This window comes from Streptomyces sp. AC602_WCS936 (assembly GCF_019049125.1).
Classification (GTDB): Bacteria; Actinomycetota; Actinomycetes; order Streptomycetales; family Streptomycetaceae; genus Streptomyces.
Window position 1 is genome coordinate 497,707 of record NZ_JAGMUF010000112.1, and the last position, 15,634, is coordinate 513,340.

The 15,634-nt window shown below is 70.7% G+C and carries 14 protein-coding genes and 2 pseudogenes; 13 read left to right on the plus strand and 3 right to left on the minus strand.

All coding sequences use genetic code 11. From position 1 onward, the window contains the following. The first annotated feature begins 49 nt into the window (after nt 1–49). From KUM03_RS31825 to pssA, 9 genes are all read left to right on the plus strand, one after another. Nucleotides 50–1,855, plus strand: coding sequence for a 3-hydroxyacyl-CoA dehydrogenase family protein (locus KUM03_RS31825; RefSeq protein WP_217254018.1), 1,806 nt, complete (start codon nt 50–52; stop codon nt 1,853–1,855). A gap of 181 nt (nt 1,856–2,036) precedes the next feature. Continuing rightward, complete coding sequence (locus KUM03_RS31830; RefSeq protein WP_217254019.1) at nt 2,037–2,852, plus strand: TetR family transcriptional regulator; 816 nt, start codon at nt 2,037–2,039, stop codon at nt 2,850–2,852. Nucleotides 2,853–3,179: 327 nt separating this feature from the next. Beyond that, nucleotides 3,180–4,523 (plus strand): crotonyl-CoA carboxylase/reductase, encoded by a 1,344-nt coding sequence (gene ccrA / locus KUM03_RS31835; RefSeq protein WP_217254020.1) that lies wholly within the window; start codon nt 3,180–3,182, stop codon nt 4,521–4,523. Between the two features lie 18 nt (nt 4,524–4,541). Beyond that, a complete protein-coding gene (locus KUM03_RS31840; protein WP_217254021.1) occupies nt 4,542–6,569 on the plus strand; it encodes a protein meaA in 2,028 nt (675 codons plus the stop codon). Next, complete coding sequence (locus KUM03_RS31845) at nt 6,566–7,528, plus strand: CoA ester lyase (protein ID WP_217254022.1); 963 nt, start codon at nt 6,566–6,568, stop codon at nt 7,526–7,528. Before KUM03_RS31840 ends, KUM03_RS31845 begins: the two co-directional genes overlap by 4 nt. A 5-nt stretch (nt 7,529–7,533) precedes the next feature. Further along, nucleotides 7,534–8,046: a MaoC family dehydratase gene (locus KUM03_RS31850; protein WP_043377938.1), complete on the plus strand. Its 513-nt coding sequence runs from the start codon at nt 7,534–7,536 to the stop codon at nt 8,044–8,046. Then, nucleotides 8,047–9,252, plus strand: a complete 1,206-nt coding sequence (locus KUM03_RS31855) for an acyl-CoA dehydrogenase family protein (protein ID WP_217254023.1) — start codon at nt 8,047–8,049, stop codon at nt 9,250–9,252. Nucleotides 9,253–9,422: 170 nt separating this feature from the next. Beyond that, complete coding sequence (locus KUM03_RS31860; RefSeq protein WP_073730557.1) at nt 9,423–10,079, plus strand: phosphatidylserine decarboxylase; 657 nt, start codon at nt 9,423–9,425, stop codon at nt 10,077–10,079. Nucleotides 10,080–10,101: 22 nt separating this feature from the next. After that, entirely contained in the window at nt 10,102–10,920 is an 819-nt protein-coding gene (gene pssA / locus KUM03_RS31865) for a CDP-diacylglycerol--serine O-phosphatidyltransferase (protein WP_217254088.1), read from the plus strand. A 274-nt stretch (nt 10,921–11,194) separates the two neighbouring features. Here pssA and KUM03_RS31870 read toward each other — a convergent pair whose 3' ends face one another. Further along, entirely contained in the window at nt 11,195–12,337 is a 1,143-nt protein-coding gene (locus tag KUM03_RS31870) for a glycerate kinase (protein WP_217254089.1), read from the minus strand. Between the two features lie 142 nt (nt 12,338–12,479). Between KUM03_RS31870 and KUM03_RS31875 the strand changes: the two genes are divergently transcribed. The 4 genes from KUM03_RS31875 (at nt 12,480) to KUM03_RS31890 (ending at nt 14,610) form a co-directional block, all read left to right on the plus strand. Then, a complete protein-coding gene (locus tag KUM03_RS31875; RefSeq protein ID WP_308406460.1) occupies nt 12,480–12,974 on the plus strand; it encodes an NUDIX hydrolase in 495 nt (164 codons plus the stop codon). Between the two features lie 64 nt (nt 12,975–13,038). Beyond that, the gene (locus tag KUM03_RS31880) at nt 13,039–13,806 is read left to right on the plus strand and encodes a Sir2 family NAD-dependent protein deacetylase (protein ID WP_217254025.1); all 768 of its coding nucleotides are present in this window, start codon (nt 13,039–13,041) and stop codon (nt 13,804–13,806) included. Between the two features lie 4 nt (nt 13,807–13,810). Next, nucleotides 13,811–14,143, plus strand: a complete 333-nt coding sequence (locus KUM03_RS31885; RefSeq protein ID WP_217254090.1) for a glyoxalase superfamily protein — start codon at nt 13,811–13,813, stop codon at nt 14,141–14,143. 11 nt (nt 14,144–14,154) lie between these two features. Beyond that, a complete protein-coding gene (locus tag KUM03_RS31890) occupies nt 14,155–14,610 on the plus strand; it encodes a cyclopropane-fatty-acyl-phospholipid synthase family protein (RefSeq protein WP_217254026.1) in 456 nt (151 codons plus the stop codon). Between the two features lie 183 nt (nt 14,611–14,793). Here KUM03_RS31890 and KUM03_RS31895 read toward each other — a convergent pair. Next, nucleotides 14,794–15,105, minus strand: a pseudogene (locus tag KUM03_RS31895) (transposase); the annotation flags it as partial. Continuing rightward, nucleotides 15,087–15,395: pseudogene (locus tag KUM03_RS31900) on the minus strand (hypothetical protein); the annotation flags it as partial. The pseudogenes KUM03_RS31895 and KUM03_RS31900, both read right to left, overlap by 19 nt. Nucleotides 15,396–15,634 lie beyond the last annotated feature (239 nt).

Sequence of the window (15,634 nt, forward strand, 5' to 3'; positions counted from 1 at the left end):
GCGCACCCGGGCGTGTTCCCGTCGTCACCCTCATTCCTGGAGTCCCGCGATGGCCACTCCCCTGTCCGACACCCCTCTGTCCCCGCTGCGGACCATAGCCGTCGTCGGCCTCGGCACGATGGGCACCGGCATCGCCGAAGTGCTCGCCAGGGCCGGCCGCGACGTCGTCGGCATCGACGTCAGTGAGGCGCAGGCCGCGACGGCCGTCGCCGCGCTGGAGTCCTCCACCGCCCGTGCCGTCGAGCGCGGACGCCTCACCGCCCAGGAACGCGCCGACGCCCTGGCCCGCGTCCGCACCTCCACCGACCTGGGCGCGGCGGCCGACGCCGACCTGGTGATCGAGGTGGCCCCGGAGTCGTACGAGATCAAGCAGCAGATCTTCCGGGAGCTGGACGGGATCGTGCGCCCCGAGACCATCCTGGCGACCGGCACCAACGCGCTGTCCGTGACCCGGCTGGCCGCCGACTCGGCCCGCCCGGAGCGGGTCCTCGGCCTGCATTTCTTCAACCCGGCGCCGGCGATGAGGCTCGTGGAGGTCGTCTCCTCGGTGCTGACCGCGCCGGGCGCCGTCACCGCGGTCACCAATCTCGCCCTCGACCTCGGCAAGGAGCCCGTCGCGGTCGGTGACCGGCCCGGGTTCGTCGCCGACGGGCTGCTGTTCGGGTACCTCAACCAGGCGGCGGCCATGTACGAGGCGAACTACGCCTCCCGCGAGGACATCGACGCCGCGATGCGGCTCGGCTGCGGGCTGCCGATGGGCCCGCTGGCGCTGCTGGACCTGATCGGCGTGGACACCGCGCGCACCGTCCTGGAGGCCATGTACGCCGCCTCGCACGACCGGCTGCACGCGCCCGCACCGATCCTGCGGCAGCTCAGCGAGGCGGGCCTGACGGGCCGCAAGGCGGGGCGCGGCTTCTACACGTACGAGGCGCCGGGCAGCGCGGTCGTGGTGCCGGACGCCCTGACGCCGGGCACGGGCGGCACGGAGGTCCCCGGCCGTCCGGTGCGCGCCGTGGGCGTCGCCGGGTCGGGCACCATGGCGTCCGGCATCGCCGAGGTGTTCGCCAAGGTCGGCTACGAGGTGGTTCTCGCCGCCCGCAGCGCGGAGAAGGCGCAGACGGCCAAGGCCCGCATCGGGAAGTCCCTGGCCCGCAGCGTGGACAAGGGCCGGCTGACGGCCGAGGTCGCCGCGCGGACGCTGGAGCGGATCACGCCGACGGGCAGCTACGACGACTTCGCGGACGTGGACCTGGCCGTGGAGGCGGTCGCCGAGGACCTGGAGGTCAAGCGGCAGCTGTTCGCGACGCTGGACAAGGTCTGCAAGCCCGGCGCGGTGCTGGCCACCACCACCTCCTCGCTGCCCGTCGTCGCCTGCGCCCGCGCCACCTCGCGCCCGCAGGACGTGATCGGCATGCACTTCTTCAACCCGGCCCCGGCCATGAAGCTGGTCGAGGTGGTCCGCACGGTGCTGACGGCGGACGATGTCCACGCCACCGTCCGGGAGGTCTGCGTCAAGATCCGCAAGCACGCCGTGGACTGCGGCGACCGGGCCGGGTTCATCGTGAACGCGCTGCTGTTCCCGTACCTCAACAACGCCGTGAAGATGGTCCAGGAGCACTACGCGACGCTCGACGACATCGACGCGGCCATGAAGCTCGGCGGCGGCTATCCGATGGGCCCCTTCGAGCTGCTCGACGTGGTCGGTCTCGACGTCTCGCTCGCCATCGAGAAGGTGCTGCACCGCGAGTTCCGCGACCCGGGACTGGCCCCGGCGCCGCTGCTGGAGCACCTGGTGGCCGCGGGCTGCCTCGGCCGCAAGACGGGCCGCGGCTTCCGCGAGTATGCCCGCCGCTGAGCAAGTGGGCGACTGGTTCCGTACCGAGGAGGACTGGGGCGGGCTGCTCGATCCGGCCGGGTTCCCGCCACCCACGGCCGGGTCCGCCCCGCCCTCCCCTGCCGGGTCTCCCCCGCCCCCCGAGGGCGGGGGAATCCCCGGTCACGCGCATGATTGCGGGCGCATGCAGTACGTTCATGGCATGTCCCAGCCCGCCAAGTCCTCACGTACACCAGCCACGCCCGACGCGCCGGAGAGCGCGGCCGGCAGCCGAGCCGCCGCCCAGCGGCTCAAAATGCGCCGGGAACTGGCGGCGGCGGCGATGGAGCTGTTCGCGACCAAGGGGTACGAGGCGACCACCGTCGACGAGATCGCGGCCCAGGCAGGGGTCGCACGCCGTACCTTCTTCCGGCACTTCCGCTCCAAGGAAGAAGCGATCTTCCCGGACCACGACGACACCCTGGTCCGTGCGGAGGCCGTGCTCAACGCCGCGCCCGCGCACGAGCACCCGCTCGACACGGTGTGCCGCGGCATCAAGGAAGTCATGAAGATGTACGCGGCCCGGCCGGAGATCTCGGTCGCCCGCTACAAGCTGACCCGCGAGGTGCCGACCCTGCGCGAGGCGGAGATCGCGTCGGTGGCCCGCTACGAGCGTCTGTTCACCCGCTATCTCCTCGGACACTTCGACGAGCACGCGCACGACGACGACGCCAACGACGACCCGCTGCTGGCCGAGGTCGCCGCCTCGGCCGTGGTCACCGCGCACAACCACGTGCTGCGGCGCTGGCTCAGGGCGGGCGGGCAGGGGGACGTGGAGGCGCAGCTGGACCACGCCTTCGCGATCGTGCGCCGGACGTTCGGCACCGGCATCGGCGCCGGGCGCTCCACGGCCGCCGGCGCGCGGTCGGCCGCCTCCTCGGCCTCCGTGCGGGGCGAGGTGCTGGTGACGGTCGCGCGCACCGACGCACCGCTGCACGAGGTCATGCGGACCATCGAGCAGGCCCTCAAGGAGCGCTGAGCCTCCCCTCCACCTCTGTGACGACGGCCACCCACCGGGTGGCCGTTTTTGCATGTCAACGCCCCTTTCCCACCCCTCGTCGGCCTTCGTTCGATCGATCATCGCTCATCTGTAGCGTAAAGATTTCATCTGAGTGGAAGTTCTGGCACTCAGTGCCTTGCGGGGTGACACGCGGTGTCATACGTTGAAGGTGTCCGGGCTGTCCCCGCACTCATCCCCTGCGCGCCCGAACGCCTGCGTCACAGGCACTTTCACACCGAATCCCAGCAGCACCGACGTAACCCTCAGCGCCCCTCCCTCAGGGCGCTCATCGCCGGAGGCAACACCGTGACCGTGAAGGACATCCTGGACGCGATCCAGTCGCCCGAATCCACGCCGGCCGACATCGCCGCACTGCCGATCCCCGAGTCGTACCGCGCGATCACCGTGCACAAGGACGAGACGGAGATGTTCGCGGGCCTGGAGACCCGCGACAAGGACCCGCGCAAGTCGATCCACCTCGACGAGGTGCCGGTGCCCGAGCTGGGCCCGGGCGAGGCCCTGGTGGCCGTCATGGCCTCCTCGGTCAACTACAACTCCGTGTGGACCTCGATCTTCGAGCCGCTGTCCACCTTCGGGTTCCTGGAGCGCTACGGCCGCACCAACGAGCTGGCCAAGCGCCACGACCTGCCGTACCACATCATCGGCTCCGACCTCGCGGGCGTCGTCCTGCGCACCGGCCCGGGCGTCAACGCCTGGCAGCCCGGTGACGAGGTCGTCGCGCACTGCCTCTCCGTCGAGCTGGAGTCCTCCGACGGGCACAACGACACGATGCTCGACCCCGAGCAGCGCATCTGGGGCTTCGAGACCAACTTCGGCGGCCTCGCCGAGATCGCCCTCGTCAAGTCCAACCAGCTGATGCCGAAGCCGGACCACCTCAGCTGGGAGGAGGCCGCCGCCCCGGGCCTGGTCAACTCCACCGCGTACCGCCAGCTGGTCTCCCGCAACGGCGCCGGCATGAAGCAGGGCGACAACGTGCTCATCTGGGGTGCGAGCGGCGGACTCGGCTCGTACGCCACCCAGTTCGCGCTGGCCGGCGGCGCCAACCCGATCTGCGTCGTCTCCAGCGAGCAGAAGGCGGACATCTGCCGGTCCATGGGCGCCGAGGCGATCATCGACCGCAGCGCCGAGGGCTACAGGTTCTGGAAGGACGAGCAGACCCAGGACCCGAAGGAGTGGAAGCGCTTCGGCAAGCGCATCCGCGAGTTCACGGGCGGCGAGGACATCGACATCGTCTTCGAGCACCCCGGTCGCGAGACCTTCGGCGCCTCCGTCTTCGTCACCCGCAAGGGCGGCACCATCACCACCTGCGCCTCGACCTCGGGCTACATGCACGAGTACGACAACCGCTACCTGTGGATGTCCCTGAAGCGCATCATCGGCTCCCACTTCGCCAACTACCGCGAGGCCTGGGAGGCCAACCGCCTCATCGCCAAGGGCAAGATCCACCCCACCCTCTCCAAGGTGTACTCCCTGGAGGACACCGGCCAGGCCGCCCACGACGTCCACCGCAACGCCCACCAGGGCAAGGTCGGCGTGCTGTGCCTGGCGCCCGAGGAGGGCCTGGGTGTGCGCGACCAGGAGAAGCGCGCCCGGCACCTCGACGCCATCAACCGCTTCCGGAACATCTGAGGACGGCGGAGGCCACACATGACTGAGCGTCAGAAGGACCGGCCGTGGCTCATGCGCACGTACGCCGGTCACTCCACGGCCGAGGCGTCCAACGAGCTGTACCGGCGCAACCTCGCCAAGGGGCAGACGGGCCTGTCGGTCGCCTTCGACCTGCCGACCCAGACCGGCTACGACTCCGACCACGTCCTCGCCCGCGGCGAGGTGGGCCGGGTCGGCGTGCCGATCGCGCACCTCGGTGACATGCGCCGGCTGTTCCAGGACATCCCCCTGGAGCAGATGAACACCTCGATGACCATCAACGCCACGGCCATGTGGCTGCTGGCGCTCTACCAGGTCGTCGCCGAGGAGCAGGGTGCGGACATCACCAAGCTCAGCGGCACGACACAGAACGACATCGTCAAGGAGTACCTGTCCCGCGGGACGCACGTCTTCCCGCCGGGGCCCTCGCTCCGTCTGACGACCGACATGATCGCGTACACGGTCTCCCACATCCCGAAGTGGAACCCGATCAACATCTGCAGCTACCACCTGCAGGAGGCGGGCGCCACGCCGGTTCAGGAGATCGCGTACGCGATGTCCACCGCGATCGCCGTGCTCGACGCCGTGCGCGACGGCGGCCAGGTGCCGCAGGAGCGCATGGGCGACGTGGTCGGCCGCATCTCCTTCTTCGTGAACGCGGGCGTCCGCTTCGTCGAGGAGATGTGCAAGATGCGGGCCTTCGGCCGGATCTGGGACCGCGTCACGCGCGAGCGGTACGGCATCGAGAACCCCAAGCACCGCCGCTTCCGCTACGGCGTCCAGGTCAACTCCCTCGGTCTGACCGAGGCGCAGCCGGAGAACAACGTCCAGCGGATCGTCCTGGAGATGCTGGCGGTCACCCTCTCCAAGGACGCACGCGCGCGTGCCGTGCAGCTGCCGGCCTGGAACGAGGCGCTGGGCCTGCCGAGGCCCTGGGACCAGCAGTGGTCGCTGCGCATCCAGCAGGTGCTGGCGTACGAGAGCGACCTGCTGGAGTACGGCGACCTCTTCGAGGGCTCGAAGGTGGTCGAGGCGAAGGTGGACGAGCTGGTGGAGGAGGCGTTCGCGGAGATCGAGCGCATCCAGGAGATGGGCGGCGCGATGGCCGCCGTCGAGTCCGGCTACCTCAAGTCGCAGCTGGTCGCCTCGCACGCCGAGCGCCGGGCCCGGATCGAGTCCGGCGTGGAGAAGATCATCGGTGTCAACGCCTTCGAGGGCACCGAGCCCAACCCGCTGACCGCCGACCTGGACACCGCCATCCAGACGGTCGACCCGGCGGTGGAGGCCCGTGTCGTCGCCTCGCTCCAGAACTGGCGGGACACGCGATACCAGCCGCCCTTCAACCACCCCCGGCCCTGCAAGGCGCTGGAGAAGCTGAAGGAGGCCGCCAAGGGCACCGACAACCTCATGGAGGCCACCGTGGAGTGCGCCCGCGCCGGCGTCACGACCGGCGAGTGGGCCGGGGCGCTGCGCGAGGTGTTCGGCGAGTTCCGCGCGCCGACCGGGGTGTCGTCGGCGCCGGTGACGGTCGCCGCCGAGGAGGGTTCGGCCCTGTCCGAGGTGCGCCGCAAGGTGGACCTGACGGCGAAGGACCTCGGCGTGGGCAAGCTGCGCTTCCTGGTCGGCAAGCCCGGCCTGGACGGGCACTCCAACGGTGCCGAGCAGATCGCCGTGCGGGCCCGCGACGCCGGGTTCGAGGTGGTCTACCAGGGCATCCGGCTCACCCCGGAGCAGATCGTGGACGCCGCCCTCGCCGAGGACGTGCACGCGGTGGGCCTGTCCATCCTCTCCGGCTCGCACGCCCAGCTCGTCCCCGACGTGCTGGAAAGGCTCCGTGTGGCCGGTGCCACAGATATACCGGTGATCGCCGGTGGCATCATCCCGAACGGTGACGCCGAAGAACTGCGGGCCGCGGGAGTGGCCGCGGTCTTCACCCCGAAGGACTTCGACATCACCGGCATCATCGGCCGGATCGTCGACGAGATCCGGAACGCGAACAAGCTCGACCCCCTGGAGGTCCCCGCATGACGACAGTCGACCGCCTTCGCCCCCGCCGCTCCTGCCTGGCGGTCCCGGGAAGCAACCCGCGCTTCCTGGAGAAGGCCCAGGGCCTCCCCGCGGACCAGGTCTTCCTGGACCTGGAGGACGCCTGCGCGCCGCTCGCCAAGCCGGAGGCGCGGCACACGATCGTCAAGTTTCTCAACGAGGGCGACTGGACCGGCAAGACCCGCGTCGTGCGCGTCAACGACTGGACGACCGAGTGGACGTACCGCGACGTCGTGACCGTCGTCGAGGGCGCCGGCCCGAACCTCGACTGCATCATGCTGCCGAAGGTCCAGGACGCCCAGCAGATCGTCGCCCTCGACCTCCTGCTCACCCAGATCGAGAAGACGATGGGCTTCGAGGTCGGCCGGATCGGCATCGAGGCGCAGATCGAGAACGCGCGGGGCCTGAACAACGTCAACGAGATCGCACAGGCGAGCCCGCGCATCGAGACCATCATCTTCGGCCCGGCCGACTTCATGGCGTCCATCAACATGAAGTCCCTGGTCGTGGGCGAGCAGCCGCCCGGCTACCCGGCGGACGCCTACCACTACATCCTGATGAAGATCCTGATGGCCGCCCGCGCCAACGACCTCCAGGCGATCGACGGCCCCTACCTCCAGATCCGCAACGTGGACGGCTTCCGCGAGGTCGCCGGCCGTGCCGCCGCCCTCGGCTTCGACGGCAAGTGGGTGCTGCACCCGGGCCAGGTCGACGCCGCCAACGAGGTCTTCTCGCCCTCGCAGGAGGACTACGACCACGCCGAGCTGATCCTGGACGCCTACGAGTACTGCACGTCCGAGGCGGGCGGCAAGAAGGGCTCCGCCATGCTCGGCGACGAGATGATCGACGAGGCCAGCCGCAAGATGGCCCTGGTCATCGCGGGCAAGGGGCGGGCGGCGGGCATGCGGCGCACGTCGAAGTTCGAGATCCCGGAGGGCTGAGGGCCATGCAGTTCGGACGCACCTACGAGGAGTTCGAGGTCGGGGCGACGTACAAGCACTGGCCCGGGAAGACGGTCACGGAGTACGACGACCACCTGTTCTGTCTCCTCACCATGAACCACCACCCCCTCCACATGGACACGAACTACGCCGAGAAGACGACGGACTTCGGCAAGAACGTGGTGGTCGGCAACTACGTCTACTCGCTCCTGCTCGGCATGTCGGTCCCCGACATCTCCGGCAAGGCGATCGCCAACCTGGAGATCGAGTCGCTCAAGCACGTGGCGCCGACCTTCCACGGCGACACCGTCTACGGCCAGACGACGGTGCTCGACAAGTGGCCGTCGAAGTCGAAGAACGACCGCGGCATCGTCCACGTCGAGACCAAGGGCTACAAGCAGGACGGCACGCTGGTCTGCGTCTTCCGCCGCAAGGTGATGGTGCCCACCGAGACGTACATCAAGGAGCGCGGCGGCGAGCAGCCCGGCCGGCCCGAGCTGAAGGAACAGGGGAAGTAGATGAGCCGCCTCGGCCAGACCCACGGCCTCACGGACGTCCAGCGGGAGATCCTCTCCACCGTCCACGACTTCGTGGACAAGGAGATCATCCCGGTCGCGACCGAGCTGGAGCACCGGGACGAGTACCCGCAGGACATCGTGGACGGGCTCAAGGAGCTGGGCCTGTTCGGCCTGATGATTCCCGAGGAGTACGGGGGCCTGGGCGAGTCGCTCCTGACGTACGCCCTGTGCGTGGAGGAGATCGCCCGCGGCTGGATGTCGGTCTCCGGCATCATCAACACGCACTTCATCGTGGCGTACATGCTCAAGCAGCACGGCACGCGGGAGCAGAAGGACCACTTCCTGCCCCGCATGGCCGCCGGCGACATCCGGGGCGCCTTCTCCATGTCGGAGCCGGCGCTGGGCTCGGACGTGTCGGCGATCTCCTCGAAGGCGGTGAAGGACGGCGACGAGTACGTCCTGAACGGCCAGAAGATGTGGCTGACGAACGGCGGTACGTCGTCGCTGGTGGCCGTACTGGTGAAGAGTGACGAGGGTCACCCCGAGGGCACGGCCCCGCACAAGTCGATGACGACCTTCCTGGTGGAGAAGGAGCCCGGGTTCGGCGAGGTCCGCCCCGGACTCACCATCCCCGGCAAGATCGACAAGATGGGCTACAAGGGCGTCGACACCACCGAGCTCGTCATGGACGGCCTGCGCGTTCCGGCCGACCGGGTGCTCGGCGGGGTCACCGGCCGAGGTTTTTACCAAATGATGGACGGCGTCGAGGTGGGCCGCGTCAATGTGGCGGCGCGTGGCTGCGGCGTCGCTCAGCGTGCCTTCGAGCTCGGTGTCCAGTACGCCCAGCAGCGTCACACTTTCGGCAAGCAGATCGCCCAGCACCAGGCCATTCAGTTCAAGCTCGCGGAGATGGCTACCAAGGTCGAGGCGGCGCATGCGATGATGGTGAACGCTGCACGCAAAAAGGACTCGGGCGAACGAAACGACCTGGAAGCGGGGATGGCCAAGTACCTCGCATCCGAGTATTGCAAGGAGGTCGTGGAGGACGCCTTCCGGATCCACGGCGGGTACGGCTTCTCCAAGGAGTACGAGATCGAGCGCCTCTACCGCGAGGCCCCGATGCTCCTGATCGGTGAAGGCACCGCCGAGATCCAGAAAATGATCATCGGCCGCCGACTGCTCGAAGAGTATCGATTCCAGGGTTAGATGTCCGGATACGGGGTGTTTTCTTGGAGAACAAGGTCACACCCCGTAGGCAGTGTTCGGCCGCCGACTCGGCTTCCTGGCTTACCCAGTTGCGGCGGAGAGCCGCTACGATCGCCGGAAAGCCGCCGTCCCCCGTCAGTGCGCGGCATCATCCGCTACGAAGGTCATCCATGCCCCACAGCCAAACCTCTGCATCTCGCGACAGCCTGGCCGGCGTACGCCTCGCGCGCGGAGCATCGCCGTGGCTTCTGCCGACCGTCGCCACCGCAGCCGTCAGCCTGGTCCGTGCCCGTCGCTCGGGCGTGGCCAAGGCCGTCGCCGTCCCCGCCACCGCGCTCGCGGCGGGGATGCTGTGGTTCTTCCGCGACCCCGAGCGCGAGATCACCCGGGGCCGGGTCGTCTCGCCCGCCGACGGAGTGGTGCAGAGCATCATGCCGTGGAAGGACGGCCGCACCCGCGTCGCGATCTTCATGAGCCCGCTGAACGTCCACGTGAACCGCGCTCCGCTGTCGGGCACGGTGACGTCGGTCGAGCACGTTCCCGGTGGCTTCGTTCCCGCCTTCAACAAGGAGAGCGAGAACAACGAGCGGGTCGTGTGGCACTTCGACACCGAGCTGGGCGACATCGAGATGATCCAGATCGCCGGCGCGGTGGCCCGCCGCATCGTCCCCTACGTGCCGCAGGGCACCAAGGTCGAGCAGGGCGAGCGGGTCGGTCTGATCCGCTTCGGTTCGCGCGTCGACCTGTACCTGCCGGAGGGTGTCGAGGTGGATGTCGAGGTGGGCCAGAAGACGGTGGCTGGGGTGACTCGAATTGACCGTGATTGATCCGCAGACCCAGGCCGGCTGGGTGCCCGAGGCCGACGAGGTGGACGAAGAGGAGGAGATGCCTCTCTCGCTCCGCCTGTCGATAGCGGACACCCTCACCCTCGGCAACGCCACGTGCGGGTTCATGGCGGTGTACTTCACCACCACCGGCATCCTCATCCCGCACCTCATGGGCAGCGAAGAGTCCGGCATGGCCCGCCACAGCGCGGCCACGGCGGTCATCCTGATGCTGTGCGCGGCGATCTTCGACCTGTTCGACGGCCTGGTCGCCCGCAAGCTGCGCAGCTCTCCGATGGGCGCGGAGCTGGACAACCTCTCCGACCTGATCAGCTTCGGGCTGGCGCCGGCGTACTTCGTCCTCGTCTACGGCATGGTCGCGGACGACGCCTACCAGCGGGTGGCGGCGGTGGGGGCGATCGTGGTGCTGCTGGCGGTGGTGCTGCGGCTTGCCCGGTTCTCCTGCGTCACCGTCAAGGACGGCACCTTCCAGGGCATGCCGTCGCCCTTCGGGGCGCTGACGGTGGTGTCGATCGTGCTGCTGGAGCTGCCCTTCGTGGCGACGCTGCTGGCGATCATCGGCACCGCCTGGCTGATGGTGAGCCGGGTCGAGTACCCGAAGCCGCGGGGGCGCCTCGCGGTGGCGATGCTGTCGTGGATCGTCCTGTCGATGGGGCTGCTGGCGGCGTGGGCGTTCGACGCGCCGAGCGGGCAGCTGCTGCTGCAAACGGGCTGTGCGCTGCAGCTGGTGATGGGGGCGGTGATTCCGCTGTTCGCCACGGCTCGCAAGGTGAACAACTTCCGTGACAATCGGCGGGAGGCGCGGGCGGCGCAATTGCCGTGACGGCGTCTTGAGGGCCCCGAACCTGGTTGGGTTCGGGGCCCTCCGCTTTTCGGGCGCCCGGCGCCGGTGCGGGCGTCCCTGGGGGCTCCGCCCCCAGACCCCCGGCCTATGCCCACCCACCACCCGACTCGGTGGGGACATCAGTGGCCGTGGCCAGCCCACTCCAGCCCGTCCGGCGATTGAGGACGAGGCCCGTTCAGGGCCGAAGCGGGGGTCCGGGGGCGGCAGCCCCCCGGGGTCGGGAACGGGAAGGGGCGGCGGGGGCGAAACTTCCCTAGGCCAGGAAGTCCCGCGCGATCCGCTCCGCCACCCGCTCCAGGATCGGCCCTGCATCGGCGATGCACTTCGCCACGTCCGGCTCCACATCCGTCAGCGGATACGCCCGCCTGATCCCGGCCCGCCCCAGCACCTCCGGCGCCAGCGCCAGCCGCCCGCACACCGCGACGACGTCCTTGCCCGCCGCCCGCGCCGCCGCGGCCACGCCCGCCGGCGCCTTCCCGTGCAGGGTCTGCTCGTCCAGCGAGCCCTCCCCCGTGATCACGAGGTCCGCCCGCTCCAGCGCCGGCGCGAAGCCCAGCACGTCCAGCATCACCTCGATGCCGGGCCGGAACCGCGCCCCCAGCAGCATCGCGCCGAACCCGATGCCGCCCGCCGCACCGGCCCCCGGAGAGGCGGCGTACTCGGCGGCCCGCGCACCCACGGTCTCCGTGCCCTCCAGGACCTTCGCGAAGTGCGCGAGGGCCGCGTCCAGCGCCTCCACGTCCTGCGGCGAGGCACCCTTCTGCGGGCCGTACACGGCGGGCGCGCCCTTCGGCCCGGTCAGCGGATTGTCGACGTCGCTCGCGAGCACCAGCTCGACGTCGGAAAGCCTCGGGTCCAGGCCCGTCAGGTCGGCCGAGGCCACGTCGGCGAGACCGCCCCCGCCCGGCGCGACCGGCTCCCCGTTCCCGTCCAGGAACCGCGCGCCCAGCGCGGACAGCATCCCGGCGCCGCCGTCGGTGGTCGCGCTGCCGCCGACCCCGAACACGATCGTCCGCGCCCCCGCGTCCAGCGCGGCCCGCAGCAGCTCGCCGGAGCCGTACGTGGACGCCGTCAGCGGCGCGAGGACACCCTCCGGGAGCCGCTGGAGGCCACTGGCCTCGGCCATCTCCACCACCGCGGTGCCGTCGCGCAGCGCGTACGCCGCCGTCACCTCGTCACCGAGGGGCCCGGCGACCCGCACCTGGCGGCGCTCGAAACCGGCCGCGACCGCCGCGGCCACCGTGCCGTCACCGCCGTCGGCGACGGGCAGCGCCTCCACGGCGAGGTCCGGCACGACCCGGCGCAGACCGGCCGTCACCCGCTCGGCGACCTCGACGGCCGTCAGCGAACCCTTGAACTTGTCCGCGGCGACGAGCACCCGGCGGGCCCCGTCCACTGCAGCGTCAGCCACCTTGATCTCCCCTTGCTCTCCGAGCCTTGCGCACGTCAAGGCAGTCGCGCCGCTGCGACCTTAACCGGAGGACACCCGTGCCGTCATGCCCCGCCCACCACATGGAACGGCTCGCTACCCTGCACTGGTGACCACTCCTGACTACGCCACCTACATCGCCGGCCTCCCCCGCGTCCTCGCCGGGGCCGCCGCCGTCTGCCGGGACGCCGAGGGCCGGGTGCTGCTCGTCGAGCCGAACTACCGCGAGGGGTGGACGCTGCCCGGCGGGACGATCGAGTCGGAGGACGGGGAGACGCCGCGGCAGGGCGCGCGGCGCGAGACCGCCGAGGAGATCGGGCTGGACGTCCGGCTCGGACGGCTGCTCGTGGTGGACTGGTCGCACGGCCCGGACCGGCCGCCGATCGTGGCGTACCTGTACGACGGCGGCGTCCTGACCGAGGACGACCTCAAGGCGATCCGGTTGCAGGAGGAGGAGCTGCTGTCCTGGCGGCTGGTGCCGCGCGAGGAGCTGGGCGACCACCTGCTCGGTTCCCTGCACGGCCGGGTCCTCGCCGCTCTGGACGTGCTGGCGGAGGGGGCGGGCACCGCCGAGCTGGAGAACGGCCGCCGGGTCGACGTGTGACGGCGCGTACCGTGCCGGAACAATCCGTTCGCCGACCGGACCCGCGCGCCCTACCCTCGACCGCATGACCGGCAAGCCCCTCGTCGCCATCCTCAGCGGTGCCGGCGTCTCCACCGACTCCGGCATCCCCGACTACCGCGGACCCAAGGGGCTGTGGCGCGGCGACCCGGAGGCCGAGAAGCTCGTCACGTACGAGTACTACATGGGCGATCCGGAGATCCGGCGCCGCTCCTGGCGGATGCGGCGGGAGACCGGGGCGCTGCGGGCCGAGCCGAACGCCGCGCACCGCGCGGTGGCCGAGCTGGAGCGGTCCGGGGTGCCGGTGCGGGTGATCACGCAGAACGTGGACGGGCTGCACCAGCTCGCCGGTCTCCCCGCCCGCAAGGTGCTGGAACTGCACGGCACCGCGCTCAGCTGCGTGTGCACCGGCTGCCACGTGCGGGGGCCGATGGAGGACGCGCTGGCCCGCCTCGACGCGGGCGAGGACGATCCGCCGTGCCTGGAGTGCGGCGGCATCCTGAAGCCGGCGACCGTGATGTTCGGCGAGCGTCTCGACCCGGTGGTCCTCGGTGAGGCGGTCGCCATCACCAAGGCCTGCCAGGTGTTCGTCGCCGTCGGCACCAGCCTCCAGGTCCAGCCCGCCGCCGGACTGGCCGGCGTGGCCGCCGACCACGGTGCGCGGCTGGTCGTCGTCAACGCCGAGCCGACGCCGTACGACGACCTCGCGGACGAGGTCGTCCGGGAGCCCATCGGCACCGCCCTGCCCGCGCTGCTGCGGGGGCTGGTCGCGGGAAAGGACGGGACGGAAGAACGGGACGGGACGGGTGACTGAGCACGTGGACGAGGAGGCGATCCCGATCCTGCGCGTGGCCGACGCCGCCGCGGCCGTGCGCTGGTACGCGCGGCTGGGCTTCGCCGCGCAGTGGGAGCACCGCTTCGAGCCGGGTCTGCCGGCCTTCGTGGAGGTGGCACGCGGGCGGGTGCGGCTGTTCCTGTCGGAGCACGCCGGGGACGCCCGGCCGGACACGCTGGTGTATCTGCGGGTCACCGACGTCGACGCCGTCGCCGCCGAGTTCGGCGTGCGGGTCGAGGAGGCACCCTGGGCGCGCGAGGTCGAGTTGCGCGACCCGGACGGCAACCGCCTCCGCGTCGGCACACCGAGCGGATGAGGTGACCGGCCGTGCCGTCGGAGCTCTCGCCCCGTCTCGCGGCGATCGTGGACGCGCTGCCGCTGACGCCGGCAGCGAGGCTGCTGGAGATCGGGTGCGGGCCGGGGGCCGCCGCGCGGGCCGTCGCCGCGCGGCTGGTGTCGGGGCACATCGTGGCCGTCGACCGTTCGGCGCGGACGGTCTCGCAGGCGGAGGCCGGCTCGGCCCGCGAGATCGCCTCGGGCCGGATGAGCGTGCGGTGCGTCGCGGCGGAGAGCTTCGTACCCGAGCCCGGTGAGGGACCGTTCGACCTGGTGTTCGCCGTCCGCGTCGGGGCGCTCGACGGCCGTCACCCGGAGGCCGGACGGCAGGTCCTGGAGCGGGTCGCCGCCGCGCTGGCGCCGGGCGGCCGGCTGTTCGTCGACGGAGGGGACCCGCTGCGGGAGATCTCAGTCCCGCCCGGTCCGCCCGCCGAGCCGGGTGGCTAGGGCCTGTCCGGCGGATCAGGTCGCAGGAAAGGTGCGGTGCCTCGTCGGCGCAGGTGAGCGGGGGCTGGTGCGTCCAGCTGCAAGGCGGAGGAGGGCGTCGACGCGGAGCGTCGGCAACCGACGACAACGCCGCAGATGGGCGTACCAGCCCCCGCGTCTGCGGCATGATCCGCCGGACAGGCCCTAGTGATCTGAGTCGGAGATTCGTCGGCAGTATGCGGCGACTTTGTCGAGGGTCTCGTCGGCAGTCTTCGTCCAGACGAACGGTCTGGGGTGGTCGTTCCAGTCCGCGAGCCAGCTGCGGATGTCACGTTCGAGGGCCTGCACGGAGCGGTGGACACCGCGTTTGAGCTTCTTCTGGGTGAGCTCGGCGAACCACCGTTCCACCAGGTTCAGCCAGGACGAACTCGTCGGGGTGAAGTGCAGGTGGAAGCGGGGGTGTGCCAGCAGCCACTTCTTGATGGCGGGTGTCTTGTGGGTGACGTAGTTGTCGAGTGCACCGCCTTGCGCCAGTGCCCCGGCACCAGCTTGTCGTCGACCTCCCGCGGCAGCAGCGGCTTCTCGCCCACCTTCCGCCGCGACAGCGCCGGCAGCCTCTGCACCCCGGCCAGGATGCGGGCTCCGCCGGTCGCGGCCCCCAGCGCCTTCGACTCGCCCAGCAGCGACAGGAACGGCTTGACGGTGTTGTAGCGCAGCGCCAGCGCCCCGCGCAGCGCACTCTCGGCTGTACCGTCGTCCTCCGGAACCAGGCTCACCACCACGGTGGCCGCGCTGGACAGGGCCGCACGATCGGTATGGCGGGGATCGGGATCGCGGTGGCGCTCGCGCTGGTGCGGCCGTGGGGGGGGGGGGCGCATACCGGGAGCGCCGTTGGCTTTCTGCGCTTGGGTGGGGACGGGCTTCCTCGTCCCGGTGTTGCCGTATGCCGTTCTCAGTTCGCTGCTGGGCTCGGAGGGTGGCAATTCGGAGAGCGGGGGTGACGCGGGCCCGTCGATGCCGGTCTGGGAGGCCGGGCTGGTTCAGA